The sequence below is a fragment of the Brevibacterium sp. UCMA 11754 genome, from assembly GCF_021532275.1.
GTDB lineage: Bacteria > Actinomycetota > Actinomycetes > Actinomycetales > Brevibacteriaceae > Brevibacterium.
This window is the reverse complement of record NZ_JACBOT010000011.1, coordinates 108,117-120,787: the sequence shown is the minus strand read 5'-3', so window position 1 is coordinate 120,787 and position 12,671 is coordinate 108,117. Positions and strand designations below refer to the sequence as shown.

11 protein-coding genes are annotated in these 12,671 nt (G+C 61.3%); 1 reads left to right on the top strand and 10 read right to left on the bottom strand.

The genetic code is table 11. The features are described 5' to 3' along the window. Positions 1-295: 295 nt before the first annotated feature. From HX613_RS06875 to HX613_RS22555, 5 genes are all read right to left on the bottom strand, one after another. Positions 296-1,387: a C40 family peptidase gene (locus tag HX613_RS06875; protein ID WP_235344652.1), complete on the bottom strand. Its 1,092-nt coding sequence runs from the start codon at positions 1,385-1,387 to the stop codon at positions 296-298. 371 nt (positions 1,388-1,758) lie between these two features. Beyond that, a complete protein-coding gene (locus HX613_RS06870) occupies positions 1,759-2,832 on the bottom strand; it encodes an LLM class flavin-dependent oxidoreductase (RefSeq protein ID WP_442862591.1) in 1,074 nt (357 codons plus the stop codon). 198 nt (positions 2,833-3,030) lie between these two features. Further along, positions 3,031-5,334: an HNH endonuclease signature motif containing protein gene (locus tag HX613_RS06865; protein ID WP_235344651.1), complete on the bottom strand. Its 2,304-nt coding sequence runs from the start codon at positions 5,332-5,334 to the stop codon at positions 3,031-3,033. 227 nt (positions 5,335-5,561) lie between these two features. Continuing rightward, a complete protein-coding gene (locus tag HX613_RS22560; protein WP_328284915.1) occupies positions 5,562-5,957 on the bottom strand; it encodes a cupin domain-containing protein in 396 nt (131 codons plus the stop codon). After that, a complete protein-coding gene (locus HX613_RS22555; RefSeq protein WP_328284914.1) occupies positions 5,926-6,189 on the bottom strand; it encodes a helix-turn-helix domain-containing protein in 264 nt (87 codons plus the stop codon). Before HX613_RS22555 ends, HX613_RS22560 begins: the two co-directional genes overlap by 32 nt. 164 nt (positions 6,190-6,353) lie before the next feature. Here HX613_RS22555 and HX613_RS06855 point away from each other — a divergent pair, with 164 nt between their 5' ends. Next, entirely contained in the window at positions 6,354-7,451 is a 1,098-nt protein-coding gene (locus tag HX613_RS06855) for an NAD(P)/FAD-dependent oxidoreductase (protein WP_235344650.1), read from the top strand. 202 nt (positions 7,452-7,653) lie between these two features. Here HX613_RS06855 and HX613_RS06850 read toward each other — a convergent pair whose 3' ends face one another. From HX613_RS06850 to HX613_RS06830, 5 genes are all read right to left on the bottom strand, one after another. After that, positions 7,654-8,049, bottom strand: coding sequence for a universal stress protein (locus HX613_RS06850; protein ID WP_235344649.1), 396 nt, complete (start codon positions 8,047-8,049; stop codon positions 7,654-7,656). Between the two features lie 49 nt (positions 8,050-8,098). Then, positions 8,099-9,529, bottom strand: a complete 1,431-nt coding sequence (locus HX613_RS06845; RefSeq protein WP_235344648.1) for an APC family permease — start codon at positions 9,527-9,529, stop codon at positions 8,099-8,101. A 40-nt stretch (positions 9,530-9,569) separates the two neighbouring features. Next, positions 9,570-10,280, bottom strand: coding sequence for a type 1 glutamine amidotransferase (locus HX613_RS06840; RefSeq protein ID WP_235344647.1), 711 nt, complete (start codon positions 10,278-10,280; stop codon positions 9,570-9,572). After that, the gene (locus tag HX613_RS06835; RefSeq protein ID WP_235344646.1) at positions 10,277-11,320 is read right to left on the bottom strand and encodes a dipeptidase; all 1,044 of its coding nucleotides are present in this window, start codon (positions 11,318-11,320) and stop codon (positions 10,277-10,279) included. The genes HX613_RS06840 and HX613_RS06835 overlap by 4 nt, the downstream gene beginning before the upstream one ends. Positions 11,321-11,399: 79 nt before the next feature. Continuing rightward, positions 11,400-12,551: a DUF819 family protein gene (locus HX613_RS06830; RefSeq protein ID WP_235344645.1), complete on the bottom strand. Its 1,152-nt coding sequence runs from the start codon at positions 12,549-12,551 to the stop codon at positions 11,400-11,402. Positions 12,552-12,671 lie beyond the last annotated feature (120 nt).

The following is a 12,671-nucleotide window of genomic DNA, read 5'->3' as shown; positions in this document are numbered from 1 at the left end:
CTCAGTAGCACACACCGGGCGACTCAGCAGGCCAGACCGGGTGACTCAGCTGGCCAGACCGGGCGGCTGTTGCCGCTCAACTGGCGCCAGGGCCGCTGACTCTGCCGCAGCGATCGGGCAGGTGCATGACGAGACAGAGCGAAGGCCGATTCCCCGTTTCATGTGGGGCCTCGGCCTTCGCTCTGTCTAGCGACGTCAGCGCTTGCGACGTCAGCGCTTGCGACGTCAGCGCTTGCGACGTCAACGATTGCGACATCGGTGTCGGCCGGAATCAGCCAACCGCTCGATGTCGCGCTCAGATGATTCGGCGAGCTCCGGAGAACTCATTGCCGGTGTCCCACGACTTCCAGTCGGTGACATAGACGTCTTTGGACGCGTTGGGCGAATGGATCATCTTGCCGTCACCAACGTACATTCCAACGTGATGGACGGTTCCGGAGCTGGTCGAGAAGAACAGCAGGTCGCCGGCCTTGAGGTCACCTTCGGAGACCTTCTTGCCGGCCGTGGCCTGCTCTCCCGAGTCACGGGGAATGTCGATGCCATGGGCCCGGTAGATGCTGTAGGTGAAGCCCGAGCAGTCGAACCCGTAGGGCGAGACTCCCGCCCACAGGTAACGCAATCCGTCGAACTGCTTCGCAGTCTTGACGAGGTCAGAGCCGCTGGGCTTCGCTGGCTTGCCACCGGTGTCATAGACGGCGACGTCGTCGAAGTCGATCCACGCAGCACCGCCACCGGGGAGCGCCACGCGCACGTCATCGACGTCTTGGGCGATGAGCGGAAGATCGACGTTGAAGCTGACACCCGCGCCGGTGTCCTTGGTGAACTCGATACCTTCGAGTTCACTCTTCTTCTTCGTCACGACCGCGCGGGGCTGGTCGTCCTTGAGCTGTCCGAATCGGTCGTTCTCGACAAGCTGCTTCTTCGGCACCCAGCCCGGGTAGCCCTTCTTGTTCTTGGACGTCGATTGGTCCTTGACCGCGACCTTGGCCCAGTCGCCCTTGGTTTTGAGGACAGTGACTTCGGAACCGTATGCCGCTTGGGTCTCGACCTTTCCGGTCAGATCACGTCGCACATCGGTCTTCTTAAGATTCTTGTTCCATTTGTCGAGGTCGACAGGATGGCCAAGGGCAGGTTTGTCGACCTTCCGGGGGGCTTTCGAATCGGTCCACAGGGTAGCGACAGTGACATCGACGTAGGCCGTTTCGCCCTTTTCGATCTTCCCGTCGGTGATCCGCTCAAGCTCCTGGCCCGGGACGACTGCAGCTTCCAAATCGGTTGCAGATTCTTCATCGGTCGACATCAGGTTGCTCGACAGCGCAGGAGCTCCTGCGCCGAATACCAGTCCGAGCCCAAGTGCCGCCGAAACAGCAATTTTGGTACGCATCATTTCTCTTTCGGTCTGCGGGTGTCACTCCCGCGTGGGGGAAGTCTCCGAAGGTCATTCGGTATGCGTGCTCCGCCACCCATGGCATCGACCGGTGTCGAAATCTGTGGTCGACATCGATCGAACCCATGCGCATCGAAGCGCCGCACAGTGCCAATATTACAGCCCGCTCGAAAGCAGACGACAACATCGACACTGTGGCAGGATATCGCGATGCCACGTTGAAAAGAAGTGCCCTTGTCCCAATCGATACAGAGATGAGACTTCGGACGAGCATTGCAGCTGAAGGCGGCTTCCCAATTTCGAGGCGCCGCCTTCAGGTCAAGATCGAGTGTTCAGGCCGGGCCGATGCTGTCAGCTCAGACCTGGTGCCTTCAGTTGAGGAACTCGGCGGCCAGCAGCTCGAGAGATTGGATTCGGGCAGCATCCTCTCGAAGGCCCTCTCCTTCCATCGCTCCTGCGACGGGCTGGATCATGATCTCGTCAACCTCGAAACGACTGGCGAGCTCTTCGAGCTGGGCCTTGGCGGATTTGGCGTCGCCGATGATCCAGTTCTCAGACATCTCTTCACCGACCATACGTTCCTGGTCGGTCCTGACTGATCGCACGTCATCGCCGGCCAAGCGCAAAGGTTCCATCCGACCACCGGTCCGCAGGCGAGACATCTGCAACAGGAAAGGCTCGGAGCGCAGCTGCGCTTCTTCCTCGGTCGGCGAGACCACAGCATTGACCGTGACGAAGGTCTGTGGCTTGTCACCGTAAGCACCCGGGGTGAAGTTGTCACGATAGATCTTCATGCCGGTCGTGGCGCCCGCCGCGAAGTGGTTTGCGAACACATAGGGCATGCCGAGCTGGGCAGCGAGTCGGGCGGAGTAGCCGGATGAGCCGAGCAGCCACGGCAATGGCTGTGTTCCAGGCACGGCGGCAGGAGTCGCATGCAGGACGTGCTCACGGCCACCATGGAGCGGAACGCGCAGTCCTTCGGGCTTCATCAGGCTCAACGTGTCGATGACGTGCTGCGGGAATTGTTCGACGGGATCGACGGTTCGCCCCTCCCTGTCGACCATTCGACCTTCGCCGAGGTGCCCCCTCATAGCCGCAGAGGTGATCGGATCGGTGCCGGGTGCCCGTCCGATCCCCAGGTCGATGCGGTCACCGTAGACCGCCGAGAGGAGGGAGAAGAGTTCCGCTACTGCCAGCGGAGCGTGGTTGGGCAGCATCACGCCGCCGGATCCGAGGCGAATGCGCTCGGTTCCCTGGCCGAGGTACATGAGTTCGGCGCCGGGCATCGTTGACGCGATCGACGGCATGTTGTGGTGTTCGGCAAACCAGTAGCGGGTGTATCCCAGTTTGTCCGCAGACTGAATCAGTTCGTGGGAGGCAGCGAATGAATCTGAGGTGCTCTGTCCGACACGGACCGGCACAAGGTCAAGAATAGAAAGCTCCATAACCATGGCAACAGCTGTCTCAACAGCTTCATTCCTCATTCCCCACGTGACCTGGGACGGCACCGCTTGACCTTGCTCACGTCCTGGTCACCGCACCCCTGGCGTGTCTGGCAGAGACATACATCAGACAGAAACAGACATCAGACCGAGGCAGACATCAGGCGACGCACACCTCTCCCCTGCCCCGCTCAGCGAGCACTAGTCGAAGAGAGTATCGGTGATCTCTTTTGCAATGAATCGTGCGTGCAAGATCGGACGTCTGGCGGGATCGATCGTCGCAGGCGGCACCCATGCCGGGCGCCCATCCTTGAGCATCACGGTGTGCCAATCCGAATCGTCGATCAGGTGGTGATGGGATCCACATGCCAATGTCAGATTGTTGACATCGGTCCTGCCTTCGTTTGCCCACGGAACTATGTGATGCGCATCGCACCATCCGGGCGGGGTGTCACAACCGGGGAATGTGCAGCCTTGGTCTCTGCTGGACAGTATCGCCAATTGCTTCGAGGTGGCGAACCGTCTCTCAGTGGCAAGCTCCATGCTCTTCGTCTTCTCTCCCATGAGGTGGAAGAACACCGAACCGTTCAGTCCTTCATAGGAGGCTGTCTGCATCGGAAATGATGCCTCTGCGTCGGTGACAGCACGACCAGACTGCTTCGCAAGGTCCTCAGCTTTCGCTGTGACCACGAGTGCGAAGGGCGCACCCGCCATCACTCGATTCATTTCGATCCGGCCGATCATTGTGGCGAACCGTTCATAGATCTTGTTCTTCACGCTCGGTTGGCGACCGGCCATCGCCACAGTGGAGCCGTCTTGCCTCACGCCGTATCCGGGCGGAACATCACGGCCATCAGTGGGGCGTTCATCCTTCGCCTCGCGCTGCCAGTCACCGATTTGATGGTCGAAGCCGAGTTCCAGCGAGGGGTCAACTGCGTCTGAGCGATCGCCTCGCAGAACCTGGCTGAACACGTCGACCACCTCTTGGTCCGCCGCCGAGATACTTCCCGCGGAAATCGAGCCTGAGTCTGTGGCCGATTCTTGCTGCTGGTCAGAACCTGAAGTCTCTCTGTCGTCTGCTTTGATCCTCGAGGTGAGGTGTCCGCTCATGATGCCGCCCGTTACGGGATCCAGGACTCCCTTAAGCGCCCAGGTTCCGTCTTTTCGCTGACGCAGGCTGACTGAGAGCTCATCACGCCTTGGGGCCTCACTTGGAAGCTCGCCATCCGGGTCGAGCCAAGCGAGGATCTCATTGAATAGCTGCTGGATGTCCTTCACGCGCACCTTCGGAGCCTTTTCAACCAGGATCTTCTCCGCTTCGAGCTGATCCTCCGGACTCACTCGAAGTGGCAGGTCTTTCAGGCAGCCGATGATTGTGCTCGCCTGTGTTGATGAGAGCGATCCGCGCTGTAGGGCCTGGGACACCACAGGGAACTTCGGCCCGATCGACTGGCCACTGAAATTGACCTGATTGCCCAGCTTCTCAGCCAGTTCAGATCGACGGTAGGCCTCTCTTTCGGAGAGGTTGAGGCGGTTCTGGACCAGCGCCTTCGTCGACTTCGCCCCATAGTCTCGAGGGGTTCCCACCCGTTCGAAGACGGAGAGAGTCACGACTGAGAGTGATTCGACCAGCCGATTGACTGTCTCCAGCCCATCCAACACCGTAATCGCGTCGTCGGGACCCATCGGACGATTGAACGATTCGAGGTCACCGACGAGGGATCGAAGTCCCTGAATGCTGTTCGCAACTTCCGGAGCGATACGCTCCAAACTCATCCACGCGTGCTCGTCAAGAAGAGGATGCTCCGAAGCGGAGGCACCATCTGAATCGGAGCCGCCAACCGGAGCAGAGTCGGAGGCGCAACCTCGAACCGACTCAGAGTCGGTCTCGCTTGTGAGTCTTGAACGGTTCGGTGATTCTCCGCCATTCGATTCATCCGCAGACTGCTGACCCAGGAAGGCTGCCCAGTCGTCGTCTTCACCATTTTCTGAGGTGTCCTCGCTGGCACTGCGCCCGGCCTCAGCTTCCTCGGACTTCCTTTGCATCCACTCTTCTTTTTCAGCGTCGATCTCTGCTGCACGACGCTTGAGTTCGGCCTGCGCATCCGGATCATCAACGCTCGTCCAGGGATTGCGGCCACTCCAACGGGCTCGTCGCTCAGCGTCTGTGAACTCATCGGCTCGTGTGGGATCGATCGCCTCACGAAGCTCGTAAGATTCTGTCCGTTCGGAGGATTCCGCAGATTCTGTCGATTCGGCGCGTTCCGCAGGCTCGGCAGGATGGTCCGCGTCGGCGAATTCGAAATCGCTCGGGGGCGGCGTCGCTACTTCATCGAAGCGATCCGCCAATGGGTGACCATCAAGGTCGAAGCCGGCGTCCCGCAGAAGCTCTCGATAGGTGGGAGAGCCCTCGCCCACCTCGTCCGCCCCACCAGGCACAGCGGAAGAGACTGGTTCGTCATGCCTGTTCTTCTTCTGGCGCTTGCGGTCGGGGGTGAGAGTCATGGCCTCGGAATCCGTTCGTCAACTGCTGTGTTGTCCGCTTGACTCCAATTTTACTCTCACCACAGACACTTTGTCTATAGTTTTGTTCTATTCCTTTAGGATCTGCGTTCACACATTCGACGCTATCTTATACTTTGACCTCTTCAAATCCGAGATCGGAGCAGATGAGGCCGTTGATCGACCGGCACTCCCGGGCGCAGGCCGACCCTGAAGCAACCTCGGCGAGGCTATTTTCTGAGGTGGACGCGTTGTCCCTCCGGTCCGAAAAGGCTCAGATACTCGAGGCCGGACCCCTCCGCGCTTCCGAACCAGTGCGGGTTGCGGGTGTCGAATTCAGCGGCTTCCCCTGCGTCCAGAGTCATCGATCTGTCACCCAGGATCAGACTGAGCCTGCCCCTGATCACGTAGACCCATTCGAATCCGGGGTGTGTTTTCAGCGCGCCGAGCTTCGGCGTCTGCTTGCCGTCGACGATGTGCTTGAACGCTTGGACGCCGATGGCACCTTGACTCAGCGGAAGGACGGTCTGACCATTGATCTTCTGTGGCGTGATGTGAATTCGCGGGTCTCCGATCGTCGGCGTTCCGACGAGCTCATCGAGTGGCAGCCCGTAGATGCTCGCCAAAAAGAAGGAGAAGCTCCAGGCTGGGCTTTCGCTTTCCAGACTCCAGCCGCGACAAGGTGCTCAGTGACATCCCGACCAGATCGGCCACCTCTTCGAGGGCGTGCCCCTGCTCCCGACGCAGATTTCGCAATCGGGCGCCGACACCGGCGAGTGACTGCTGAATAGCCTCCTGCGGGCTTGACCCCCTCAGATTTCGCACCGAGCCGACGAGTGCCCAGCGGCCCCGCCCCATCGCTCGACCATCTGCCTGTGCTTGATTCCTGCGGAGCACCATCAACCATGGGTCACATACTGCCAGAATTTGCCAGTTCCGCAAACATACTTGCGTTTCGGTGGCTAGAAGGGTGAAACTGCAGAAGTACCGCTTCCTCACCACCCCATGAGCCAAGGAATGCCATGTCAGAATCAGACCCCACACCGCAGAGTCAGCCACACTCCTCCCCGCAGAGCCAGCCGCATCCCACTCCGCAGAGTCAGCCACCCACCTCCCAGCGGAGTCAGCCAAACCAGCACAGCCAGCAGAAGCTCATCGCCGAGGTGGCCGTCATCGGCGGAGGCGCAGGTGGTCTGGCCGCATCGATCGCTTTGGCTCGCTCGCTTCGCAGCGTCATCGTCATCGACGCCGGTTCCCCGCGCAACGCGGCGAGCGCTCACGCTCACAACGTCCTCGGCCATGAGGGCGTCAATCCGCTCGACCTCCTAGCCAAGGGACGTCAGGAGGCCGAAGCATATGGAGTCCAGTTCATCGACGCCACAGTCCTCGGCGCCAATAGTAGGACGCAGGCACCAGAGACACCTGGCTTCGATCTCGAGACATCGGTGGGAATCTCCATCGAGGCGAAGCGAATCGTCATCGCGACCGGGCTCACCGACGTGCTCCCCGACATCCCGGGGCTGGCCGACGGGTGGGGCGACACCGTCCTTCACTGCCCCTACTGCCACGGTTACGAGGTGCGCGGGCAGAACATCGGCATCATCGGCACTACCGCCATGTCATACCACCAGGCGATGATGTTCTCCCAGCTCAGCGACCGCGTCACCTTCCTGCGACACAATGCTCCGGCACCGGATGAGGCGCAGAGGAGAATGCTCGGCTCGCTTGGCATCGCCTTCGTCGACGCGGCAGTCGAAACGGTGGAACGCACCGAGGCCGGAACCGTCGTCACGCTGCGCGACAACGACAACGACAGCGAGGCCACCCGGTCAGACGCCGATTCAAGCCCCTCGGACATGACTTTCGACGCTCTGGCCGTCGGGCCCTACTTCCGGGCGAACGGCCAGATCTTCGAGCAGCTCGGCGGCACCGTCGTCGACCACCCGACCGGCATGGGCTCGTCCATACCCGCCGAGGCGAACGGCGCCACAGATGTACCCGGAGTCTGGGTGGTGGGAAACAGCGCGGACATCTCGGCCATGGTGGTGGCGAGCGCGGCCAGCGGTGTCCTGGTCGGTGCGCAGGTCAACGCCGAACTCATCATGAGCTCAGTGTCGTAGCAATCGCCCAGGCCCGATTTCAGCTGCCGAGCACCGTCACCGCCGAGGTGTCCCGGCCGTCGAGGTACCGAGCCACCGAGGTGCCGACCCCGCCGAGTTATCCAGCCACCGAGATACCTGGCCGCCGAGTTACCCGACCATCGAGTTACCCGACCGCCGAGTCACCCGCCGGCGTGGGACGCCCCACTACGGCGGACTCAGCTCAGTGACTGGCCTTCACACAGAGGACGGGGCAGACGGCTTCGAGTATGACCCGTTGGATCGTCGACCCCAGGAGGAACTTCCCAACCGGGGTCCGCTTCCGGGTGCCGAGCACGATCAGCTGAGCCCCCACCTCGGCGGCGGCATCGAGAATCTGCTCGGCAGGGTCGTACTCGCTGCCACGCGTCAGCACCTGCGCCTGCACACCGGAGCGCGACAGATAGTCCTGGACCGACTTGATCTCCCCCTCGCCGAGGCGGTAGGAATCTCTGCGATCGGATGATCGGGAAGCGTTGACGACGACCAGATCCCGGTTGTCCTTCTTCGCCTCTTCGATCCCCTTGTCGAGGGCCGCGTGGCCCGCTGGATTGTTGACATAGCCCACGACGATGGTCATTTCTCACCTTCACTTGTTGAGACTGATTGAAACCTAGTGCGTCCCGCGATCATGTGAGTTCCTCGGGATTGCGGAACTTGGTGCTCGCACCTTTGACCGAACGATTCCACAGCCACGTGATTGCCCAGAGGACGACGCCGATTCCAATCAGCGCCACCGCAATCTGATATTGGATGAGTTCGTCGAGGCGAGCCCACGGTCCCACGAGGAATGCGCAGGTGAACAGTCCGATCCAGGGCAGATAGGTCGGCGCTCTGAAGTGCTCGTGCTCGACCGGCTTCTTCCGCAGGATCAGCACAGCGACGTTGACGACGGCGAACACGGCGAGCAGCAGCAGCGAGGTCGTACCGCCCAGGGACGCGGTCACCGTCTCCGGCAGCAAGGTGGTCACGGCGATGATGAGGGCGAAGGCGATGAGAGTCGTGAAGAGGATCGACACCCAGGGCGAACGACGGCCGCGCAGCACCTTCGCGAATACGGGCGGAAGCACGTTCTGCTTCGACATTCCGTACAGCAGACGGCTGGCCATGAGCATGTTGATGAGTGCGGAGTTCGCGACTGCGAACATCGTCATGAACGGGAAGATCAGATCAATAGGAAGCCCTGGAGCACCGGCCCTGACGACTTCCAGCAGCGGCGTCTCACTCTCGGAGAGTTTGCCGATCGGCACCGCGGCCACTGCCACCAGCGAGACGAGCACATAGATCACGCCGGTGATCGACAGACCCGTGAGCATGATCTTCGGGAACACTCTCGGATCCTTGGTCTCCTCGACCATGTTCACCGAATCCTCGAAGCCGACCATCGAGAAGAAGGCCAAGGAGGTCGCACCGGTGATCGCGAGGAACACGCCCTTGTCGTCCGCGGTTTCGAAGATCAGCACACGCGAGAAGTCGGCGCTTCCGGATCCCAGTGCGAAGAAGCCGACCAGGATGACGAGCAGCAGGCCGCTGAGTTCGATCATCGTCAGCACGACGTTGAACCAGACGCTCTCGCCCACACCGCGCAGATTGATCGCGGCGATGACGGCCAGGAAGCCGAGCGCGATCCACATGACTCCAGTCCCGGATACGTCCCATCCGAAGCCGGCCACCATATTGGCCGCGAAGACATTCGAGGCTGTCGACGCTGAGGTGATGCCGGAGCTGAGGACGGCAAAGGCGACGAGGAACGTCACGAAGTGGATCCCGAACGCCTTGTGCGTGTACAGCGCTGCACCGGCTGCGGTCGGGTACTTGGTGACGAGCTCCATATAGGAGAACGCCGTGACAAGTGCGACTGCGAACGCCAGGATGACCGGGGCCCAACCGGCACCGCCGACCTGCCCTGCTACCTTGCCCGTCAGAGCATAGACACCTGTGCCCAGGATGTCTCCGACGATGAAGAGGAGCAGAAGTTTGGGGCCCATGACCCGCTTGAGCGTTTCCGGTTGCTGTTCGGCCCCCGACCCCGCCTTGGTGGTGTTCTCGCTGTGACTCACGATGGTTCCTCCGTGTTCGCCTGTGATCGCAGCCTTACGATCACTGGTGTTTGCTGCGGACCACGTCGAGGAAAGCTGTCAGAAGCGCCTTCGCCTCCCGTTGACTGTCCTCACCGCGTTCCTCTGCTTGTTCCAACAGGGTCTCTTTATTAAAGCCCAATTCTTGCAGTTTGTCCGCGTCCCAGTTGCGTATGTTCTGCCCTGAAGACTCGGGATGGAACTGCGTGCCCCATGCGTTGCCGATTCTAAACGCTTGGAACCGGCAGGCGGTACTGGTTGCCAACAGTGTTGCCTCTGGCGGAAGGTCGACAATCCGATCGACATGACTTTCGACGAAGGCCGCGCGATTGCCGAACGCGGAGAACACCGGATCCTGCGCCGCGTCTGCGGTCATATCGATCCAGGTGTACCCCTTCTCCGGCGCACCAGTCTGCGCCCGCACATCCCCACCGATGACGTGAGCGATGAGCTGTCCGCCGAGGCAGATGCCGAACTGCGGCAGATCCGTCTCCAGGGCATGTCGTGACAGCCGCGCCTCGGCCTCCAGCCAGGGCGCCCTATCGGTCTCATCGGGCATGTATCCCCCGCCGAGCATGATCAGCCCGTCGTAGCCGCTCAGAGCGTTCGGTTCCGGCAGTTGCGAGACGCCGCCGATGCGCAGGTCGAACTCGATGTTCTCGCTGATCATCCACTGTGTGAGCAGTCCCGGCTGGGATTCGATGTGGTTGACGATGACGAGGAGTCGAGTCATGACGACTGTCCCGCCGAGGTCCCCAGGAAGCGGGTATAGGCGTCCTCGTGTGCTTCGAGGACCCGCATCGCATTGTCGAAGCCGAGCTTGCGCAGATCGGAGTCCGACCAGCCACGTGAACTCAGTTCCGAGAACAGTGCCGGGTACTGCCCGGCGTCGCCGAGTCCGGTCGGCAGCTCATCGACACCGCAGATGTCGCCGCCGAGGCCGATATGGTCGATTCCGATCCGTTCGCGCACGTAATCGCAGTGATCAGCGACATCGGCCACGGTCACCTCGGGGGCGGTGCCGTTCTCCCCGGCATCTGCCCATTCGCGGCGCGCGTTCGAGACGAAGGAGGGCACGAAGGTCATCATCGCCACTCCCCCGTTGCCGGGCACCCGGTCGAGGACGTCGTCGGGAATGTTGCGCGGATGCGGGTTGAGCCCGAACGCACATGAGTGGCTGAAGATCACCGGCAGGGTCGAGATGTCTAGGGACTGGTGCATCACGCTGGGCGCGACGTGGGAAAGGTCGACGATCATGCCGATCCGGTTCATCTCTGCCACAACCTCACGGCCAAAGGCGCTTAAGCCCCTGTGCTGCGGTTCATCCGTGGCCGAATCCGCCCAGGAGTGAGTCGTCGACCAGGTCAGGGTCATGTACCGGGATCCGGCGCGCGCATAGGAACGAAGCACGGCCAGGGATTCATCGATCTGCTGTCCGCCTTCGACGCCCATCAGCGAGGCCACCTTTCCGGCTTCCCGGGCGGCGACCACCTCGGCGGCGGTGCGGGTGAACTGGAGTCGTTCCGGGTAGCTCGTGACGACGCGCTGCACTGCGTCGATCTGTTCCCACGTCGCCTTGATCGCGTCCGCGCCGGTGATCGAGGAATGGACGTAGACCGACCAGTACTGCGCGGCAACGCTGCCCGCGCGCAGCTGGTCCATCGTGGTGAAGGGCGAGACACTGGGGTCGTTGAGCCCCTCAACGCTGTAGTCGCGCTCCTCCCGCAGGTACCAGGCGAGGTCGTTGTGCCCGTCGAAGACGTCGATTGTCATGAGTGCGCTCCTTCAGTTCGGATGATCGTCGGTGGGTTGGGTGGAAATCTGTGCGGTCTCAAGCGCCGAATCAAGCTCATCATCCGATGCCCGACATCAGCTGCGCCGACCACAGCCCGAGGAAGGTTCCGGAGAACGTTCCGATGAGTGCGAAGAGGACGCCCACCGGCACCAGCTGACGGTTGAAAGCACCCGCGACCACCGGCGCCGAGGCGATTCCCCCGATGTTCGCGGTGCTGGCCACGGCAATGCTGAACAGTTCGGTCTTCGTCAGCTTCGCATAGACGAGCATGATGACGATGTGGACGAGGAGCACGATCACGCCGGCAACCAGATAGATCGGGGCTTCGGCCAGCGAGGTGAAGTCGGATCCGGAGGCGATGATGCCGATGATGATGTAGAGCATAATGGTCGCCAGCTGATTCGAACCCGCTGCCCGTCCCCACCGGGTAGACCCGATGACCAGGCCCAGGATGCTCACGATGAGGATCGTCCAGGCCGAGGCATTGATCACCGTGCCCACTTCCGGGAGCACTTCGCCCGCCTTGGCTGCCAAGGCGGAGACGAGCAGGGAGAAGCCCAGCAGACCGATGATCGAGGACAGCGTCATCGGCTTCTCCTCCTCGTCGGTGACCCGATCGGCGAAGTCGAACTTCGAGGTGTCTGCCTTCGTCCATCTGTTGAACTTATCGGAGACGGCGACCGAAGAGAAGATGAGGAGCAGCCAGAAGGAGTAGAGAACGGTGTCGACGATGAGCACATAGCCGAAGATGTCCTCCGGCGCCTCCAGAATATTCTGAACGGCGACCATATTGGCCGAACCGCCGGTCCATGACGCATTGAGCGCGCCGAGGGCCTTCCACGATTCGGGAGCCAAAGCCGAATGCACGATCAGGTAGGCGACGATGAAGCCGATGATGATGCTCGCAGCCGTCACCACGAAGGTCAGCAGCAGTTTCGGTCCGAGCCGGATGATCTGTCGCACATCGCATTTGAACAGCAGGAGCAGGATCATCGCCGGCAGCAGCGCGTCCTGCAACCCGTCGCCGACGCTGTCGATCGCGTCGTGGTCGAACATGCCGACCGTGTTGAGCAGGGCCGCCACGATGTAGAGGAAGACGAACCCGGGGACATATTTGAATACTTTGAATTTCCCGCTGCGATCGGCGACGACGAGAATCGCCGAAATCGCCAGCAGCAGGCTGATGAATAGAAAACCGTCCGTAATCACAAACGACACTCCTTCAGGTGGATTGGACCGCGTCGCGCTGCCCTCGGTCCATTCCACGAGGTGCAGGCGCAGTGCGCGGTGAAGCCATGTGCGGTTGTCGATTGGATCCGGTCCGGTGAG

Bases quoted from the DNA above. Each gene is read 5' to 3' on its own strand.
- HX613_RS06875 (WP_235344652.1), bottom strand. From the start codon at position 1,387: ATGATGCGTACCAAAATTGCTGTTTCGGCGGCACTTGGGCTCGGACTG.
- HX613_RS06835 (WP_235344646.1), bottom strand. From the start codon at position 11,320: ATGACAATCGACGTCTTCGACGGGCACAACGACCTCGCCTGGTACCTG.
- HX613_RS06850 (WP_235344649.1), bottom strand. From the start codon at position 8,049: ATGACCATCGTCGTGGGCTATGTCAACAATCCAGCGGGCCACGCGGCC.
- HX613_RS06840 (WP_235344647.1), bottom strand. From the start codon at position 10,280: ATGACTCGACTCCTCGTCATCGTCAACCACATCGAATCCCAGCCGGGA.
- HX613_RS06865 (WP_235344651.1), bottom strand. From the start codon at position 5,334: ATGACTCTCACCCCCGACCGCAAGCGCCAGAAGAAGAACAGGCATGAC.
- HX613_RS06870 (WP_442862591.1), bottom strand. From the start codon at position 2,832: ATGGAGCTTTCTATTCTTGACCTTGTGCCGGTCCGTGTCGGACAGAGC.
- HX613_RS06855 (WP_235344650.1), top strand. From the start codon at position 6,354: ATGTCAGAATCAGACCCCACACCGCAGAGTCAGCCACACTCCTCCCCG.
- HX613_RS22555 (WP_328284914.1), bottom strand. From the start codon at position 6,189: ATGGGGCGGGGCCGCTGGGCACTCGTCGGCTCGGTGCGAAATCTGAGG.